We start from the raw sequence: 18,670 nt of genomic DNA, 5'->3' as shown, positions 1-18,670 counted from the left end.
TAAAGTCGAAAGCCTATACCATAGGCCGCGATGCGATCCTAGCGGCTGCGACAGCCGCCCGTCCGCAGCCAGATATATGGCAAGTTTCCTTGCGGACAGGAAGCGGTCAATCCGTCCGCTTCGTTTCCCGCTTCCAGTTTGCCAAAAAAGCGATATAGGCGCATAATCATTGTGGATTTTCTTTCCGCACAGACCATCCCGGTCGCTCTTTCTCAATGCTGGGAGTCCCCACCACCATGATTCTCGCCAACATCCGCATATCCCGCAAACTGCCGGTTGTGCTGATGGCTCTGGCCGCTCTTTCGGCTTCTGTCACCGGCATTCTCGCTTACGTCAAATCCTCCACCGAGATGACCGTCGCCGCCGAGGAGAAACTGACCGCCCTCATGGAGGCCCGCAAGGCTGAACTGCAACGCACCCTGGACGGCATCCGCCAGGACACGGTGATCATGGCCGGCGTGCGGACGGTGGGCGATGCCCTGGTGGAATTCAATTACGGCTACGACGCCGTGGACGGCGGCCCCGCCGCCCTGCGCCGCCAGTACGTTCTGGAGAATCCCGAACCCGGCAACCGCATGGCGCTGGATACCGTCGACGACGGCTCGGATTACGGCGACATCCACAGCCGCTATCACCCCTGGTTCCGCGACTTCATGGTCCGGCGCGGCTATGAGGACCTGTTCCTGATCGACACGGCGGGCCGCGTCGTCTACAGCGTGGCCAAGAGCGACGATTTCGCCCGGCCGCTGACAGACGAGCTGATGGCCGATACCGCACCCGCGGCCCTGTTCGCCCAGCTTCTTGACGATCCCCGCCCGGGCGATGCGGTCTTCGCCGACTTCACAGCCTATGGCCCGGCCGCCAACGCGCCCGCCGCCTTCCTGGCCTCGCCCGTCTTCAGCAACGAGGAATTCGTCGGCGCCCTCGTCCTGCGCATCCCCGCCGAGCTGCTGACCGGCATCCTGAAGCTGTCGGCCGGCATGGGCAACAGCGGCGACACCTATCTGGTGGGTACGGACAACCTGATGCGTACCCAGTCGCGCCTGACCACCGAGAATACCGTCCTGAGCCGCCGCATCGACACGCTGGCGGTGCGCGAGGCGCTGGTCGGCACCACGGCGGTCACGGAAATCATCAACCATGAGGGGCATCAGGCGGCGGCGGCCTTCGGCCCGGTTCCCTTCATGGGCACCAATTGGGCATTGGTGACCGAGGTCGAACTGGACGAGATCCTGACCCCGGTCCATGAAATGCGCAATTTCATGATGGGCGCCACGGTGGTGGTGCTGGCCCTGGTGGCCGTGATCGGCCTCACCTTCGCCCGCGGCCTCTCCGTCCCCGTCACCCGCATGACCCGGGCCATGAACCGTCTGGCGGCGGGCGACCACCACATCGAGATTCCGGCCCGCGACCGGGGCGACGAGATCGGGGAGATGGCCAAGGCGGTGCAGGTCTTCAAGGACAATGCCCTCGCCATGGAACGCATGCGGGCAGAACAGGAGGACATGAAGCGCCACGCCGAGGAGGAACGCCGCCGCCTCATGCACAAGATGGCCGACGAGTTCGAGCATCAGGTCCGCAGCGTGGTCGACGGGGTCTCCTCCGCCGCCACGGAAATGCAGGCCACCGCCGGGGCCATGTCGGCCACCGCCGAACATACCGAGGCCCAGGCCAATTCCGTGGCCTCCTCGGCCGAGGAAGCCTCGGCCAATGTCCAGACCGTGGCCGCCGCGGCCGAGGAATTGTCCGCCTCGATCCACGAGATCGCCCGCCAGGTGGCGCAATCCACCACCATCACCTCTGCCGCCGTGGACGAGGCCCGGCGCGCCGACGACATGGTCCAGGGGCTCGCCAATTCCGCCCAGAAGATCGGCGAGGTGGTCAACCTGATCAACGACATCGCCAACCAGACCAACCTGCTGGCGCTGAACGCCACCATCGAGGCAGCCCGCGCGGGCGAGGCCGGGAAAGGCTTCGCCGTTGTCGCCAACGAAGTGAAATCGCTGGCCAACCAGACCTCCAAGGCGACCGAGGAGATCGCCGCCCAGATCGGCGCCGTTCAGGCCTCGTCGCAAGAAACGGTGGGTGCCATCCGCAGCATCGGCCAGACCATCGACCATATCAGCGAAATCGCCAGCGCCATCGCCTCGGCGGTCGAGGAACAGGGCGCCGCCACGCAGGAAATCGCCCGCAACGTCCAGCAGGCCTCCAGCGGCACCCAGGATGTCAGCCTCAACATCGCCGGTGTCACCCAGGCCGCAGGCGAAACCGGCGAAGCCGCCGATCAGGTCCTCGCCGCCTCGAGCGAACTGGCCCGCCAAGCCGAAAGCCTGCGCACCCAGCTCCAGGGCTTCCTGGACAATATCCGGCAGGGATAAACGAAAACCCTGCGGGCTCTCCTCGGGAGCCCGCAGGGTTCTTCAAGACGCTGCCCCTAAAGAAATGCGGGCCGGAGCCTCGAAACGGCGTCTTGGTGTCCTTGGTTCCTTGGTGATTTCTTCATACCGCAGGAGGCCACCAAGACACAAAGACACCAAGGGGACTCTCCCTGCCCTACACGTCCGGCAGATATTCGTGCAGGCGTCCGCCCAGGCGCACCGGCTCGGCACGTTTGGCAAGGCCGGTCGTATTGTCGGTCTCGACGAAGATGCCGCAGATGGTCGCTTCGCCTTCGGCGGGGCTGAGGCGTTCGCCGGGGACCTTGCGGACGAAGCGGGCGATGGCCGGTTCCTTGCGCATGCCGATCACCGAATCGTAATCGCCGCACATGCCGGCATCGGTCTGATAGGCGGTGCCATTGGGCAGGACCTGGGCATCGGCCGTCGGAATATGGGAATGGGTGCCCACCACCAGCGAGGCGCGGCCGTCGCAGAAATGCCCCATGGACATCTTTTCGCTGGTGGCCTCGCCATGGATGTCGACGATCAGGGCATCCACCGTCGCGCCCAGGCGCTGGCGAGCAAATTCCGCCTCGATGGCCTGGAAAGGATCGTCCAGCGCATCCATGAACAGCCGTCCCATGACCTGCACGACCATGACCTTCTTGCCGCGCGGGGCGGCATAGATGCCGGAACCCCGGCCCGGCGTGCCGGGGGGATAATTGGCCGGGCGCAGCAGGCGCGGCTCGCTGTCGATATAGGACAGGATCTCGCGCTGGTCCCAGGCATGGTTGCCCGTGGTCAGCACATCCACTCCGGCTTCAAAGAAGTCCTCGCAGATGCGCGCGGTGATGCCGAAGCCATGGGCGGAATTCTCGCCGTTGACGATGACGAAATCGAGCTTCAGCCGCTCGCGCAGGCCCGGCAAAGCGGCAATCACCGCGTCGCGCCCGCTGCGCCCGACCACATCGCCAAGATACAGAATCCTCATCCACCAATTCCTGTCGTCAATATCACCGTTTCGTCCGTCACCACCGCATCCAGCCGCTGGTCGTAGCCATCGACGGGCACCGCCTCCACCTCCTGCGCCGCATAGGCGATTCCGACGGTCCTGAGCGGGACATCCCTGTCCCGCAAGGCGGCGATGGTGCGGTCGTAATAACCGCCGCCATAGCCCAGCCGCCAACCCTGGCGGTCGAAGGCCAGCAGGGGCACCAGCAGCAGGGACGGCGTGACCGAAGGCATGGCCCCCGAGGGATGCTGCGTGCCGTGATTGCCCGCTTCCAGCAGGTCGCCCGGCCGCCATAGTCGGAATTCCAGGGGCTGCCCCCGCGCCTCGACCACCGGCAGCGCCACGACGCAGCCGCGCCCATGCAGCCATTCCATCAGCGGACGGGGATCGATCTCGTCGCCCATGGGCCAATAGGCGGCAACGGAAAGGCCGGGCGGCACCAGGGCGGCAAGGGAATCATGCTTCGTGAAGACATCCCGCAGCCGCAGCCCGCCCTGCCCTTGGCCTGCCAGATGCGCCGCGCGCCGACGCGCCACGGCCTCGGCCCGCAAGGCCTGCTTGATCTGGGAGATATCGTTCATGGGCCGTCGGCGATGATCCGGCGGGAGGAAAAGAAGGTGGGCGGCGCCGCCACGGCCGTTGGCATGGTGCTTTGTCCTCCGGAACCTGCGTAAGCAGGTGGGCGCCATATACCGAGACCACGATCCCGGCAGGGACAGCTCCCAGAGGATGTACATTGGCCCCGGGACATTAAAGCAGCCTGACGAACCGCACAGCAGGACCGCCCGAAGACAAATCTAGGACTTCTGAAGCGCCTGTGCAATGGCGTCGATGCGTCCGGCCAGGGCATCGATGCCGGAGGCGAAGGATTCGTCCAGTTCGCCCAGGCGCTCGGTCAGGCCGCCGCTGGCATTCTTCTGGATTTCCCGCATTTCGTCGGCCATCAGCAAGGCCACCATGACCAGCAGGCGGGTATCGGCGGTCGGGCCGACCTGCTGGGTCAGCTTCTGGGCGCGTTCGTCCACTTCGCGCGACAATTCGCGGACATGGTCCTCCTGTCCGTCCGGGCAAGCGACCACATAATCGCGCCCGGCGATGGAAATGGTCAGAGCCGCCATGTCATTCCTCCTCCAGAACGGTCTGAAGCTGATCGATGGCAGCATCCAGACGGTCGGAAACCGTCTCGGTCAATTCCTGGAGCGCGGCATATTGCTCGCGCGCCTGCGCCAATTCGGCGACCAGCCCGTCCTCGACCTTGCCGGCCTGGATGGAAGCCGCCTCAAGACGCCCCAAGGCCGCTTCGAGGCGGGCCAAGGCGGTGCGTGTGCGTGGAAGGTCCAGATGGGGGGAATTCATCGCTTTCTTTCTCGAAGACAAGGCCGAAGAATAGGCGGGCGGCGCTGAGGCGTCAATCAAAGCCGGGGGACTTTACAGCCTTCCTTCAGGCTGCTCCACTAGCGTCATGAGCCAACCCCGTCGCGTGATCGTCCACTCCCTGTCCCATGCCCAGGCCGCCGCCGCAGCCGCCGTCGCCCATGACGTCGCGGTGGTGCTGCAAAGCGCGCCCGCCGCCGCCGCCAATGGCGGGCCGGCATGGTGGCTTCATGTAATCGCCGAAGCCCGTGCCGCACAGCCCCGGGCGAAAATCTCCGACGTCCTGGATTGCGGCCCCCTGCCCGGCATGGCGCTGGCCGCCTTGCGGCGCGGCTGCAAGACCCTGCGCCTGGACGCCGCGCCCGCGATGCGGACCCGCATCGCGGACATCGCCGCCCAATGCGGAGCCCGGCTGGACGATGCCGAGGAACCGGCGCTGGATCTTCTGGGAGAGAGCGACCCGCTGCGCGCCTGCCTGCTGTGGCTGGCCCCGGAAGGGAGATTCTGACCGCTTTCGCTTATTGAATTGCGGCGCCGCGGCCTGCATCTGGAAATTGCCGTCCTTTCGGACCAATAACCTCGGGAGCGGAAGATGAAGGTAAGCCAGCGCGTCAAGAAGATCCTGTCCTTCTACGAAAGCGACAATCCCGGCACCAAGGCCAATCTGGCGCGGATGCTGATGCATGGCCGCCTGGGCGGTACCGGAAGGATGGTCATTCTGCCGGTGGACCAGGGCTTCGAGCACGGCCCGGCGCGCAGCTTCGCGCCCAATCCTCCGGCCTATGATCCCCATTACCATTTCCAGTTGGCCATCGATGCCGGTCTCAACGCCTATGCCGCGCCGCTGGGCATGATCGAGGCCGGGGCGGATACCTTCGCCGGTTCCATTCCCCTGATCCTGAAGGTCAACAGCGCCAACAGCCTGGCCCGCGACAAGCAGGGCGCCACCCAGGCCATCACCGCCACGGTGCAGGATGCGCTGCGGCTGGGCTGCGGCGCCATCGGCTACACCATCTATCCCGGCTCGGACAACGCCTATGCGATGTACGAGGACCTGCGCGAACTGACCGCCGAGGCTAAGGCCTATGGCCTGGCGGTGGTGGTATGGTCCTATCCGCGCGGCGGCAGCCTGTCGAAAGAAGGGGAAACGGCCCTCGACATCGACGCCTATGGTGCGCATATGGCCGCGCTGATGGGCGCCCATATCATCAAGGTCAAGCTGCCCACCGACCATTTGGAGCAGGACGAGGCGCGCAAGGTCTACGAGCAGCAGAAGATCGAGACCGGCACCTTGACGCAACGTGTTGCGCATATCATGCAGACATGCTTCAACGGCAGGCGGATCGTGGTATTCTCGGGCGGGGCATCGAAAGACCCGAACGCGGTCTACGTCGATACCCGCGCCATCCGCGACGGCGGGGGCAACGGGTCGATCATCGGCCGCAACACCTTCCAGCGCCCGCGCGAGGAGGCGTTGCAGCTGCTCGACACGATCATTCAGATTCTTGCAGGGAAACAGTAAAATAAGCGATTGTCGACTCTATCTCGTGACGCCGCCACGCTTGGACGCAGCGGCCTTCGCGAACGACCTCAAGGCCGCCCTGGATGCCTGCGACGTGGCCTGCGTGCAGCTGCGCCTGAAGGACGCGCCCGATGATCTGGTGCTGCGCGCCATCGACATCCTGCGCCCCATCGCCCAGGAACGCGAGGTGGCCTTCATCCTCAACGACCGCCCCGACCTTGCTGCCCAATCGGGCTGCGACGGAGTGCATGTGGGCCAGGACGATACCCCCTATCGCGAGGCGCGGCGCATCGTCGGAGCGGATGCGATCGTCGGCGTGACCTGCCACGATTCGCGCCATCTGGCGATGGAAGCCGGTGAGGCCGGGGCTGATTACGTGGCCTTCGGCGCCTTCTTCCCCACCACGACCAAGGAGGCCAAGACCAAGGCCGAGACCGAGCTTCTGGCCTGGTGGGCCGAGATGATGACCGTGCCTTGCGTGGCTATCGGCGGCATCACCGTGGACAATTGCCGCCCGCTGGTCGAGGCCGGAGCCGACTTCCTCGCCGTCTGCAACGGCGTCTGGCAGCATCCGCAAGGCCCCGCCGAGGCCGTGCGCGCCTTCAACCGGGTCATCGTGGGAGCCTGACCGCCCTGCCGGAGGGCCTGTTTCCCGGCCCTCCCGTGCAGTGCATGGAACTTTTCCCCCTCGCCCGGCGTCTCTCTCCCAAACCCGCATCGCAGGCCCGCCGTCACAGGGCCGCAACCGACGATAGGAGAGCAGATGTTTCCCACGATCCGCAATATGATCGGCGCGGCTGCCATCGCCGCCGTGCTTTCCCCGCTTCCGGCCCTGGCCCAGGAAGCCACGCCCGAAGCCGCCCCCGCTCCCGGCCCTGAAGAGCAGATCCAGCCGCAGGCCCAGTATGACGACGCCACGCTGGAACAGTTCGCCGCCGCCGCCCAGGAAGTCTATGAGGTCATCGAGCAGTACGAGCCCCAGCTCGAAGGCGCCGAGACTCCGGAACAGGCCGAACAGGTCCGCAACGAAGCCAACCAGCAGCTGACCCAGGTGATCGAGGATCGCGGGCTAACGGTCGACCAGTACAACAACATCCTGGTCGATGCCCTGCACAATCCGGAACTGCATCAGCGCATCGTGGAGCTGTCGCAGGCTCCCGCAGCCGAAGGCAGCGAGCAGAGCACGGTCCCCGGCGCGCAGTGATGCTTTCGACCGCCAAGGAGCGGGCCCCTGCCCGCTCCTTAAATATCTGACGGTTCGAAGAGACCCTTCCCTATTTCGTCAGCACCTCGGCGTCCGCCCGGACCACCCGTTCCGGCGGGAACCAGATGGTAACGGTGGTCCCGGCTCCCAGACGGCTGGACAGGTCGAGGCGCCCCCCGTGCAGGGTCATCATGCGGCGGGCCAGCGGCAGACCGAGGCCCGTCCCTTCGCTGGCGCGGGTAATGTCGCTGCGTGCCTGGCCGAAATCCTCCAGGACGCGGGGAATGTCCTCGGCGGCGATGCCGCATCCGGTGTCCGAGACAGTCACCGCCAATCCGCCCTCCGCCGCCAGCCCGGCGGTGACGGTGATCCTTCCCCCTTCGGGGGTGAATTTGACCGCATTGGACAGCAGGTTCAGCAGGATCTGGCGCACGCGGCGCAGGTCGCCCCGCAGACGCGGCAGATCCTCTTCCAGTTCCGCGGACAACAGGCAGCCTTTTTCGCGGGCCCGGTCAGCCAGCATCCTGACACAGCCGCTCACGGCATCCGCCAGTTCCAGGACGTCCTCGTCGAGTTCCATCTTGCCAGCCTCGACCTTGGAAAGGTCCAGGATGTCGTTGATCAATGACAGCAGATGGCGGCCCGACTGGTTGATGTTGTCCATGTAGTCCTGATAGCGGGCGTCGCCCACCGGGCCAAAGACTTCGGAACGCACCATGTCGGAAAAACCGATGATGGCATTGAGCGGCGTGCGCAGTTCGTGGCTCATATTGGCCAGGAAGTCGGATTTGGCGCGTGTGGCGCTTTCGGCCTGTTCCTTGGCCTCGCGCAGCGCCGCTTCATTGCGCTTGCGCTCGGTAATATCGGTATAGGTGGTGACGAGTCCCCCGCCGGGCAGGGGATTGCTGCGGATTTCCAGCACCATACCGTTCGGGCGCACCCGTTCGAAGGCATAGGGACGCCGGCTGCTCGCCAGAGCGACGCGCTGCACCACCATCTCTTCCACCGAACACACGCCATATTCGCCACGCTCGGCCAGGAAACGGATGAAATCGGCGAAATGCAGCCCCGACAGCACCATCTCCTCGGGGAGATCGTAGAGGTCGCGGAAATGGCTGTTGGCGATCATCAGCCGCAGGTCGCAGTCGAACATGGTGATGCCGTCGGACATATGTTCGAAGATGCTGCGCAATTGCGCAGAACTCTCGGCCAGTTCCCGCTCGTGGCGCTTCTGTTCGGTCACATCGGCGATGATGGCGACGATGCCCCCGTCACCGGTGCGGCGTTCCGAAAGACGCAGCCAGCGTCCATCGGCAAGCTGCTGTTCCAGCACCTCGCTGGTCCGGCCATGAGCCGCCATGCGCTCGGAGATGAAGGCTTCTTCCCGCCCGACGGCCAGGGGATAGCCGCCATTGGCCACCTGACGGCGCAGGATCTCCTCGAAAGTATCGCCCAGGCGCACCGCAGCGCCCACCGTCCCGTGCAGGTCGCAATATTGGCCATTGCACAGCAGCAGCCGGTCGTCCGGGCCATAGACGGCAAAGCCCTGGGGCATGCTTTCCAAGGCGTCGAGCAGCAGCGCCTCGGCGCGGGCCGCGCGCTCGTTGGCGGCCTTGCGGTCGGTGATGTCGAGCAGCAGGCCGTCCCATACCATCTGCCCCCCGGGCTGCCGCCCGGGACGGGCGACACAGCGCAGCCAGCGCTGATCCCTGCGGCCGGCGGGGTCCCGCAACAGGCGGATTTCCCCGCTCAATGGCGCCCGGCCGTCATGGCCCACGCCCAACAGGATGTTCAAGTCGTCGGGATGGATGCGGTCGAACAGGATCTTCGGGTCGGCCATGGCCTCGGCCGCGTCGCAGTTCAGGATGTCCCGGACATCGCCGCCCAACCAAGGAATGGTCACGCGGCCGTCAGGCTCGCGTTCCAGGCGGTAGATCACGCCCGGCAGGGACTGGGTCACGGCGGTAAGGCGCTGCTCGGCCTCGTTCAGGTGGCGCGAGGCGGCCAGCCAGCGGACGAGCCCCCAGCCGCCAAGCATCAACCCGCCCAGCCAGCCGATCCAGGATACCAGCAACATGGCCGGCGCCAGGGCAGCATTGGACAACGGCCCGGCCAGTTCCGCCGACGAGCCCAGCGTGATCAGCGCCAGCCCCGCCGTCAGGGTGCGAAAACCGGTCGGGCGCCTTTGCCTGCCGCTCCGTCCCAGACGCCACAACCACAGCGTCAGTGCAGCCAGCAAAGCCGTACGGGCCAGGTCCAGCAATATGACACTCAAAGGAGTCAGGCAGGCCTCGACAAAACAAAGAAAAAAGGAGCCACCGCTGATGCGGCAGCTCCAGGACGATACACGATTTCGGGGAATTGCACTATTCGTCTAGGGCGATTGCCCCAGAAACAGGACCGTAGCCCTTCCGTCACTTCTCCGGCGGGCGGGAATGGATGTTCCAGATTTCGGCTGCATATTCCCGCACCGTGCGGTCGCTGGAGAACTTGCCCATGCGCGCCACGTTCAGGACCGTCTTGCGCTGCCATTCCTGGGGATGGCGGTACAATTCATCCACCCGTTCCTGGGCCAGCACATAAGGGGCATAATCGGCGGTCAGCAGATAGAAATCGCCGCCGATGGTCAGGCTGTCGATGATGGGATGGAAACGGTCGGGCTGGTCGGGCGAGAAATAGCCGCTGGCGATCATCTCGATGGCCCGGGCCAGTTCGCCGTTGGAACGGATCGCCGCCTGCGGGTCCCAGCCGTCCCGCCGCAGACGCGCCACGTCATGGGCCTTCAGGCCGAACAGGAACATATGTTCCTCGCCCACCTCCTCGCAGATCTCCACATTGGCGCCGTCCCAGGTGCCGATGGTCAGCGCCCCGTTCAGCGACAGCTTCATGTTGCCGGTGCCGGAAGCCTCGGTGCCGGCGGTGGAAATCTGTTCGGACAGGTCGGCGGCGGGCATGATCACCTCGGCCGTCGAGACATTGTAATTGGGCACGAAAACCAGCTTCAGGCGGTCGCCCAGCACCGGGTCGTTATTGACCACGTCGGCCACGTCATTGATCAGCTTGATGACCAGCTTGGCCATGGCGTATCCCGGCGCCGCCTTACCGGCGATGATCACCGTACGCGGCACGATGTCGGCACCGGGATTGGCGCGGATACGGTTGTAGCGCGTGATGACGTGCAGGACGTTGAGCAGTTGGCGCTTGTATTCGTGGATGCGCTTGACCATCACGTCGAACAGGGAATCGACGCGCAGGTCCACGCCCAGGCGCTGGGCGATGAGCTGGGCCAGGCGTTCCTTGTTGGCTTTCTTGATGGCGGCGAAGCGGGCGCGGAATTCCGGATCGTCGGCGGCCGGGAGCAGCCCGTCGAGACGGTCCAACTCGCGTTCCCAACCGTCGCCGATGCGCTCGGTGATCAATTGCGACAGGGCCGGATTGGCCGCGACCAGCCAGCGGCGCGGCGTGATGCCGTTGGTCTTGCAGTTGATCTTGCCCGGCTCGAAGCGGTCGAAATCCGAGAAGATGGTGCTTTTCATCAACTGCGTATGGATTTCCGCGACACCGTTGACCTTGTGGCTACCGACGATGGACAGATGGGCCATACGCACCCGCCGCTCGCCGCTCTCGTCCACCAGCGACATACGGCGCATGATCTCGGTATCGCCCGGCCAGCGGTGGCGCACCTGCTCCAGGAAGCGGTGATTGATCTCGTAGATGATTTCCAGATGGCGCGGCAGCAGGCGCTCGAAGATATGGACCGGCCAGGTTTCCAGCGCCTCGGGCAGCAGGGTGTGGTTGGTATAGGCGCAGGTGTTCCGCGTGATCTCCCAGGCCTTGTCCCAGCCATAGCCGTAATCGTCGACCAGCACGCGCTGCAACTCGGCCACGGTCATGGCCGGATGAGTGTCGTTGAGCTGGATGGCGACATGTTCGTGCAGCCTGTCCAGCGAGGAATGGGTCTTGCGGTAGCGCGCCAAAATGTCCTGGATCGAGGCCGAGACGAAGAAATATTCCTGCCGGAAACGCAATTCCTTGCCGCGCGCGGTGGAATCGCTGGGATAGAGGACCTTGGACAGGTTTTCCGATTCCGTCTTGTCCTTCACCGCCTCGATGTAATTTCCGGCATTGAAGTATTTCAGGTTGAACTCGCGGGTGGAACGGGCCGACCACAGGCGCAGATTGTTGACCGTGCGGCCGCCATAGCCCGGCACCGGCAGGTCGAAAGCCATGGCCATGACCTCCTCGGCATCGGTCCATTGATGGCGCCAATGTCCCTCATGATCCTTGTAATGGACGACGCGGCCGCCGAACCGCACCGGATAGATCACCCCCGGACGGGGAAATTCCCAGGGATTGCCGTAGCGCAGCCAGTTCTCGGGTGCCTCGACCTGCCAGCCCTTTTCCAGATGCTGGGTGAACATGCCGTATTCGTAACGGATGCCGTAGCCGAAGCCCGGCATGTCCAGCGTCGCCAGGGAATCCAGCAGACAGGCGGCGAGGCGTCCCAGGCCGCCATTGCCCAGCGCGGCCTCCACTTCCCACCCCTGAAGTTCCTCAAGGTCGCAGCCCAGTTCCGCCACAGCCCGGCAGGTGGCGTCGTAGATGCCGAGATTGATCATGGCATTGACGAGGGTGCGCCCCATCAGAAATTCCATGGAGAGGTAATAGACGCGCTTGGCATCGGCCTCTTCATAGGCGCGCCGGGTCTGCATCCAGCGTTCGACCATGTGGTCGCGCACCGTATAGGCCGTCGCCAGGAACCAGTCGCGGGTGGTCGCGCTCTTGGGGTCCTTGCCCACGGAATAGGTCAGGTGGTTGACCAGGCTCTTGCGGATGGTGGCAACCTCGGCATCGCTGGCCTTGGTTCCGGTGCTGGAGTCATTTCGCCACATTGCGCCGCGTCCCCTCTCCGTTTCTCATTGGTACAAGTCTCACGATCCCCGCCGCTGTCAAGCGGCGGGGATCGCACGGATCATGACAACGCCACCTTGTCGCGCTGAGGCGCCGGGCAGCGCCCCTCGAGCAAGCGCCGAGCCATCCCGGCGAAGCGTTCGTCGCGGCCGATCTCCTCCACCGTCAGCGGCAGGCGTATCCGCCAGTTGGGATGCTGGTCGGTGGTGCCCGGCATGTTCATCTGAATCTCGGTCCCCAGCACATCCTCGATCTGCACCATCATCAGCTTGCTGGGCGTGCGGTCGACGAAGGCATGGGCGGCCTGCTGCAAAGCCTGGATCTGCCCGTCGTCGAGGTCCCGGCCGGTGGGGAAGTCGTCGGGCAGCAGGCCCTGGCAGCGCAAGGCCCAGACCAGGCGCTCGCGGTCCTGCTGGCGGCCCCGGCGCTCCTCGGGCGCCATCTCCGGCTTGGGGTAGAGGTCGAGACGCTCGCGCAATTCGAGATCATAATCGTTCCACCAAGCCTTTAGCGCCGGCAGGTCATGGGTGCCCACCGCCACCAGGGCCAGGTCGGGAAACTCCCCCGGCTCCTTGAAGGTGGCGTCGTCCCTGCGCTCGAAATAGAGCAGGCGATAGGCCAGCAGCCGCGCCGCCTGCATCCGCTCGCGGAAGCCTTCCGGCACGGTGCCCAGGTCCTCGCCGATCACCAGGCACCGGTTGCGACGGCTTTCCAGCGCCACCAGGGCGAAAAGATCGGCGACGGGGAAACGCACATAGGCGCCCTGATCGGCGGAAGAGCCGCGTGGAATCCAGTATAGCCGCTGCAGGCTCATGGCATGGTCCAGGCGCATGGCCCCGGCATGGCGCATATTGGCCTGAAGCACGGCGATGAAGGGGCGGTAGCAATCCTCGCGCATGGCGATGGGATTGAAGGGCGCAAGCCCCCAATCCTGTCCCTTCAGGTTCAGCTGGTCGGGCGGCGCCCCCACGGTCACGCCCAGCGACAGCAAGGTCTGCTGCGACCACGCCTCGGCGCCGTCATCGGCAATGCCCACGCCCAGGTCGCGGTACAGCCCGACCGGCATGTCGTATTCCATGCAGGCGGCATGGGCGGCGGCCAGTTGCAAATCGGCCTGCCATTGCAGATAAAGATAGAAGCCCACCCTGTCGGCATGAGACTCGCGGAACTCGTCCACCGCCTGGGAGTGGCTGTCCTGGAATTCCTGCGGCCAGCGGCGCCACCAGCCCATTTCCGGCCCCTGCTCCAGAAAGTGTTCCTGCAAGGCCTCGAAGGTGGCGAATTGCTCCATCTTCCAGCCGCCCTGGCGCTGGTATTCGGCGAAGGCGAAGGCGCGCGGGCTGTCCTGGGCGACATGCTTCTCGCGGAAGGACTCCCACAGGGCTTCCAGCACCGGACGCTTCAGCGAGGCGACGCCAACATAGTCGACCAGTTCGGCATTGCGCATCTCGGACAGGCGACCCTGGAAGGCCGGCGCGGCGACCAGCCGCCTGGCCTTCTGGCATTCGGCGAAATCCTCGATGGCCTCGACATCCAGATAGGCGATGTTGACGAACAGCCGCGAACTGGGCGCATAGGGGCTGAAACGGTGGGGCTGGTTGGGGAACAGGGCATGCAGCGGATTGACCCCGACGGCCGCCGCGCCAAGGCGTCCGGCCACCCGCATCAGGTCGCCCAGATCGGTATAGTCGCCGCAGCCCCAGTTGCGCTCCGAGCGCAGGGCATAAAGCTGGGTGGCGAAGCCCCAGACCCTGCCCTCTTCCAGGGCCTTGGGCAGATAGGCACTGGGCGGGGCGACGATGAAGTCCATGCTGGCTTCGTCCTCGCCCTGGGTCAGGCGCAGAACGTGATAGCCCGGCCCCGGCAGGCCCGGCAGGCGCAGCAGGCGGCGGCGGCACAGCCGCCCGTCCACCTCTCTTTCCTCCAGCATGGGCAGGGTTGCCGGACGGAAAGTGCCGCCATGGCGGATATCCAGTTCCTCAACCAGTTCCCAGCGGAATTCCACATCGTCCCGGTCGGCTGGCAGGGTCACGGTCACTTCCGCCGCCCCCTGCCCCTGGACGATCACCTGGACGGGCTCCAGCCAGCGCCGCCATGGACGGTTTTCGAATTCGTCCAGGCTGCGGGCGAGCGCCTCGTCGTCTTCGACCGCGAAGCCCATGGCCGCCAGAAAGGCCCGCTTGGTCTCCGCCGAGACGGGGCGCCAGTTGCCGAAGAAATCGTGCCACCCCTCTTCGATGCCGGCCAGATGGGCCAGCCGGTCCAGCTTGTCGCTCAAGATCCCTCACCCCCGTGCAGATACCAGGCCACCGACCAGGGCGGCAAATCCTCGGCCGCGTCGGGATGGGTGGCGAAGAGGAAGGTGCCTTCGGGCTCCTCCTCAATGCGGGCCGGCTCCGGCCCCAGATTGGCGATGACTTCCAGGCGCGAGGAATCGCCCAGCATCCAGGACGCTTGCAGCACGCGCCCGCCCAGCAATTCATAACCGCCCGAGCCGCCCTGCATCCCGGCCAGGCGCCAGGTGATCTCGCGCCGCCTCGTCCTCAACGCCTCGCGATAGAAGTCGCGCATCTCCTCGTGCTGTTCCGCCGTCGCGGCGGTCCAGTCGAGGATGCAGGCGGCGAAGGTGTCGTGACTGGTGGGATCGGGAATGGCCTCGCGCGCCTTGGGGTCGGCGAATTGCGGGAAACCCGCGAATTCCTTGCGCCGTCCCTCGCGCACCGCCTCGCTCAATTCCCCTTCGAAATCGCAGAAGAAATAGAAGGGTTCGCGCGCCGCCCATTCCTCGCCCATGAACAGCATGGGGATCGACGGGGCCATCAGGTAAAGTGCCGCCACCGCCCGCACCTGCTCGCGCGAGGCCAGGGCGGTGATGCGCTCGCCCATGGCGCGGTTGCCCACCTGGTCGTGGTTCTGGATGAAGGAAACGAAGGACAGCGGCGGCAGATGGGCCGAAGGCTCGCCCCGCTTCTCGCCCTGGCGATAGGGCGAGGCCTCGCCCTGGAAGGCGAAACCCTGAGCCAGGCAACGGCCCAGCTTGTTCAGCGGGTCGTCGGCATAATCGGCGTAATAGCCGCCGTCCTCGCCTGTGGCGATGGTATGCAGGACATGGTGGATATCGTCGTTCCACTGCGCCGTGAAGTGACGGGCATGGCCGGTTTCCTTGTCGCGGTCGAGGAAGCGCGCGGCATTGTCGTCATTCTCCAGCACCAGATGGATCTCGCGCTGTTCCTGGAATTCCTCGCGCACCCGCTCGGCCAGCTCGTAGAGGAAGTGGCGCTCGCTGTCGTCCTTGATGGCATGGACGGCATCGAAGCGCAGGCCGTCGAAGTGATATTCCTCCAGCCAGTAAAGCGCGTTGTGGACGAAGAAGTCGCGCACCACCTCGGAATGCTCGTCATCGTAGTTGATGCCGGCGCCCCAGGGCGTCTGGTGCTTGTCGGTGAAGAACTTCTTGGCATAGACGTGAAGGTAATTCCCGTCCGGGCCGAAATGGTTGTAGACCACGTCCAGAAAGGCCATCAGCCCCCGCGCGTGGCAGGCCTGGACCAGACGCTTCAGGTCCTCGGGACGGCCATAGCGGGAATCGGGGGCGAAATGCAGCACGCCGTCATAACCCCAGTTGCGGCTGCCCGGAAAGTCGGCCACCGGCATCAGCTCGACCGCCGTCACCCCGAGGTCGGCAAGATAGTCCAGCTTCTTCTCGATGGCGGCGAAGGTGCCTTCCTCGGTGAAGGTGCCGACATGCAATTCATAGAGCACCGCCTCTTCCCAGGGACGGCCCTTCCATTCCCCGTCCTGCCAATCGAAGGCCTGGGGGTCGATGATTTCGCTGGGGCCATGCACGTCTTCCGGCTGCCAGCGCGAGGCCGGATCGGGCACATGCAGATCGCCGTCCACCCGGAAACTGTAGCGGCAACCGGCATGGGCTTCTTCCGCCAGGCATTCCCAGAAACCGTCCGCCAGCTTGACCATCTTGCGCAGGCGGTTGCCCTGGGGGCCGTAGAGGCACAGCTCCATCTCCCGCGCATCGGGCGCCCAGAGATAAAAGCGCACGCCGTCAGGTTCGATCCGGGTGCCGAAAGGCATGTGATGACGCCGCTTCATGATGTCGCGCCTCCTTTACCGCGCGGGATGGGATGCCCCTCGACACCGCCGCGCCGGACCAGAAGGACCAAGCTGCGCGGCCCCAGCGGAAAGATCGTGCCGGCCTGGAAAAGCCCGCCCTCGCCCAGCCCGTCGGCATGGCGGGTATCGAGCACCAATTCCCAGGCCCGCCCAAGCTCCGCCGGCGGCAGGCGATAGTCGATGGTCTCGTGATAGGCGTTGAGCAACACCAGAAAACTATCGTCGATGGTCTCAACGCCGGTTTCGCTGTCAAACTCGCAGGCTTCGCCCCCCAGGATGAATCCGAGCGACCGGGCGAAAGGCATCAGCCAGTCCTGATGCTGCATCTCCCGGCCTTCGGGCGTCACCCAGGTGATGTCCTTCAGGCCCAGCCGTTCCACGCGCCGCCCTTCGAAGAAACGCGGCCGCCGGAAGACCGGATGGCGGTGGCGCAGCTTCAGCAGGCGACGGGTGAAGGCCAGCAGGTCCTCGTCCGCGTCTTGCCAGTTGATCCAGCCGATCTGGTTGTCCTGGCAATAGGCATTGTTGTTGCCACGCTGGCTATTGCCGATCTCGTCACCGGCCAACAGCATGGGCACACCCTGCGACAACAGCAGGCTGGCCAGCAGGTTCCGTTGCTGGCGGGCACGCAGGGCAAGAATTTTCGGGTCCTTGGTCGGGCCTTCGGTGCCGCAATTCCAGCTGTGGTTCTCGCGTTCGCCGTCGCGGTTCTCCTCGCCATTGGCCTCGTTGTGCTTCTGGTTGTAGGTGACCAGATCGCGCAGGGTGAAGCCGTCATGGGCGGTGACGAAATTGATGCTGGCCCAAGGCCGCCGCCCGCCCCAATGGAACATGTCCGACGAGCCGGTGAAGCGCGAGGCGAGATCGCCGATCAGCCCGCCCTCGCCCCGCCAGAAACGGCGCAGGGTATCGCGATAGCGCCCGTTCCATTCCGCCCAGCCGGGAGGAAAGCCGCCCAGGCGGTAGCCGTCGCTGCCCAGGTCCCAGGGTTCGGCGATCAGCTTGACCTTCGACAGGACCGGGTCCTGGCGCACCGCATCGAAGAAGCCCGAGCCGGGGTCGAAGCTGTCGCGTTCGCGCGCCAGGGCCGGCGCCAGATCGAAGCGGAAGCCGTCCACATGCATTTCCTCGACCCAATAGCGCAGTGAATCCATCACCATCTGCAACACGCGGGGATGGCGCAGGTTCAGCGTATTGCCGCAGCCGGAATAATTGTCGTAATAGCGCTCGTCGCCCGGCACCAGGCGATAGTAGGAGGCATTGTCGATGCCCTTGAAGCTGAGCGACGGCCCCAGATGGTTGCCTTCCGCGGTGTGGTTGTAGACCACGTCGAGAATGACCTCAATACCCGCTTCGTGCAGGCGCTGGACCATGGACTTGAATTCGCGGTGGGCACTGTCCTGGCGGTAACGCTGGTCGGGGGCGAAGAAGCCGATGGAATTATAGCCCCAGTAATTGCGCAAGCCGCGATCGACCAGGGGGCGCTCGTCGATCATGGCGTGGACGGGCAGAAGCTCGATGGCCGTCACCCCCAGCGACACCAGATGATCCAGCACCGCCGGCTGACTCAATCCCAGGAAAGTGCCGCGCAATTCCGCAGGCACGCCGGGATGGTTCATGGTCAGGCCCTTCACATGGGCCTCATAGATCACGCTGGACGGCCAGGGATGGCCGGGGCGTTTATCGTCGGCCCAGGTGAAGGCCGTGTCGACCACCCTTCCCTTGGGCATGTAGCGCGCGGAATCGCGCCGGTCGAAGGACAGGTCCGCGCGCGAGGAATTGGGGCGGTAGCCGAAAACGGCATCATGCCACTTGAACTCGCCCGTCAGCGCCTTGGCATAGGGATCCAACAGCAGCTTGTGATGGTTGAAGCGATGGCCGCGCAACGGGTCCCAGGGGCCATAGACGCGATAGCCGTAAAGCTGGCCTGGACGGATGTCGGGCAGATAGCAATGCCAGACCTCGTCGGTATATTCGGTCAGCAGGATGCGTTCCTGCTCCCGCTGTCCGCGCGGATCGAAAAGGCACAGTTCCACCTGCTCGGCATGGGCCGAGAAAAGGGCGAAATTGACCCCCTTCCCGTCCCATGTGGCGCCCAGCGGATATGGGTGACCTGGCCAGACGCGCCGACGCATCTGACG

Annotated in this window: 14 protein-coding genes and 1 other RNA gene; 5 read left to right on the top strand and 10 right to left on the bottom strand. The window is 65.1% G+C overall.

Going from position 1 to position 18,670, the window contains the following annotated elements:
- Positions 1-236 precede the first annotated feature (236 nt).
- A complete protein-coding gene (locus EPD66_RS24060) occupies positions 237-2,378 on the top strand; it encodes a methyl-accepting chemotaxis protein (protein WP_185961388.1) in 2,142 nt (713 codons plus the stop codon).
- A 175-nt stretch (positions 2,379-2,553) separates the two neighbouring features.
- Here the strand turns inward: EPD66_RS24060 and EPD66_RS12165 are convergent, their stop codons facing one another.
- The 5 genes from EPD66_RS12165 to EPD66_RS12145 all read right to left on the bottom strand — a co-directional run bounded on the left by EPD66_RS12165 (position 2,554) and on the right by EPD66_RS12145 (position 4,746).
- Positions 2,554-3,369 carry a TIGR00282 family metallophosphoesterase gene (locus EPD66_RS12165; protein WP_142848778.1) on the bottom strand — a complete coding sequence of 272 codons (816 nt, stop codon included), beginning with the start codon at positions 3,367-3,369 and terminating at the stop codon, positions 2,554-2,556.
- Positions 3,366-3,971, bottom strand: a complete 606-nt coding sequence (locus EPD66_RS12160; RefSeq protein ID WP_142848777.1) for a 5-formyltetrahydrofolate cyclo-ligase — start codon at positions 3,969-3,971, stop codon at positions 3,366-3,368. The genes EPD66_RS12165 and EPD66_RS12160 overlap by 4 nt, the downstream gene beginning before the upstream one ends.
- A 39-nt stretch (positions 3,972-4,010) precedes the next feature.
- Positions 4,011-4,172, bottom strand: a non-coding RNA gene (ssrS, locus tag EPD66_RS12155) — 6S RNA.
- Positions 4,173-4,187: 15 nt separating this feature from the next.
- Complete coding sequence (locus tag EPD66_RS12150) at positions 4,188-4,508, bottom strand: cell division protein ZapA (protein WP_185961387.1); 321 nt, start codon at positions 4,506-4,508, stop codon at positions 4,188-4,190.
- Between the two features lies 1 nt (position 4,509).
- On the bottom strand, positions 4,510-4,746 hold the full coding sequence (locus tag EPD66_RS12145) for a hypothetical protein (protein ID WP_142848775.1): 237 nt from the start codon (positions 4,744-4,746) through the stop codon (positions 4,510-4,512).
- A gap of 106 nt (positions 4,747-4,852) precedes the next feature.
- Here EPD66_RS12145 and EPD66_RS12140 point away from each other — a divergent pair, with 106 nt between their 5' ends.
- The 4 genes from EPD66_RS12140 to EPD66_RS12125 all read left to right on the top strand — a co-directional run bounded on the left by EPD66_RS12140 (position 4,853) and on the right by EPD66_RS12125 (position 7,490).
- On the top strand, positions 4,853-5,272 hold the full coding sequence (locus tag EPD66_RS12140; protein WP_142848774.1) for a hypothetical protein: 420 nt from the start codon (positions 4,853-4,855) through the stop codon (positions 5,270-5,272).
- An 84-nt stretch (positions 5,273-5,356) separates the two neighbouring features.
- Positions 5,357-6,286 (top strand): class I fructose-bisphosphate aldolase, encoded by a 930-nt coding sequence (locus tag EPD66_RS12135; RefSeq protein WP_142848773.1) that lies wholly within the window; start codon positions 5,357-5,359, stop codon positions 6,284-6,286.
- Between the two features lies 1 nt (position 6,287).
- Entirely contained in the window at positions 6,288-6,914 is a 627-nt protein-coding gene (gene thiE / locus EPD66_RS12130; protein WP_142848830.1) for a thiamine phosphate synthase, read from the top strand.
- A gap of 135 nt (positions 6,915-7,049) precedes the next feature.
- A complete protein-coding gene (locus EPD66_RS12125; RefSeq protein WP_142848772.1) occupies positions 7,050-7,490 on the top strand; it encodes a DUF4168 domain-containing protein in 441 nt (146 codons plus the stop codon).
- Between the two features lie 70 nt (positions 7,491-7,560).
- Here the strand turns inward: EPD66_RS12125 and EPD66_RS12120 are convergent, their stop codons facing one another.
- From EPD66_RS12120 to glgX, 5 genes are all read right to left on the bottom strand, one after another.
- Positions 7,561-9,765, bottom strand: coding sequence for a PAS-domain containing protein (locus tag EPD66_RS12120; RefSeq protein ID WP_142848771.1), 2,205 nt, complete (start codon positions 9,763-9,765; stop codon positions 7,561-7,563).
- A gap of 139 nt (positions 9,766-9,904) precedes the next feature.
- Positions 9,905-12,382: a glycogen/starch/alpha-glucan phosphorylase gene (locus EPD66_RS12115; protein ID WP_142848770.1), complete on the bottom strand. Its 2,478-nt coding sequence runs from the start codon at positions 12,380-12,382 to the stop codon at positions 9,905-9,907.
- Between the two features lie 80 nt (positions 12,383-12,462).
- Positions 12,463-14,679: a 4-alpha-glucanotransferase gene (gene malQ / locus EPD66_RS12110; protein ID WP_142848769.1), complete on the bottom strand. Its 2,217-nt coding sequence runs from the start codon at positions 14,677-14,679 to the stop codon at positions 12,463-12,465.
- Positions 14,676-16,508, bottom strand: coding sequence for a malto-oligosyltrehalose trehalohydrolase (gene treZ / locus EPD66_RS12105; RefSeq protein WP_221930967.1), 1,833 nt, complete (start codon positions 16,506-16,508; stop codon positions 14,676-14,678). The genes malQ and treZ overlap by 4 nt, the downstream gene beginning before the upstream one ends.
- Positions 16,505-18,664, bottom strand: a complete 2,160-nt coding sequence (gene glgX / locus EPD66_RS12100; protein ID WP_142848768.1) for a glycogen debranching protein GlgX — start codon at positions 18,662-18,664, stop codon at positions 16,505-16,507. The genes treZ and glgX overlap by 4 nt, the downstream gene beginning before the upstream one ends.
- Between the last annotated feature and the right edge of the window lie 6 nt (positions 18,665-18,670).

Origin of the sequence: Telmatospirillum sp. J64-1, from assembly GCF_006980715.1 — a bacterium.
GTDB classification, from domain to species: domain Bacteria; phylum Pseudomonadota; class Alphaproteobacteria; order Rhodospirillales; family Magnetospirillaceae; genus Oleiliquidispirillum; species Oleiliquidispirillum nitrogeniifigens.
The sequence above is the reverse complement of the archived record's forward strand: the minus strand, read 5'-3'. Positions and strand labels throughout refer to the sequence as shown.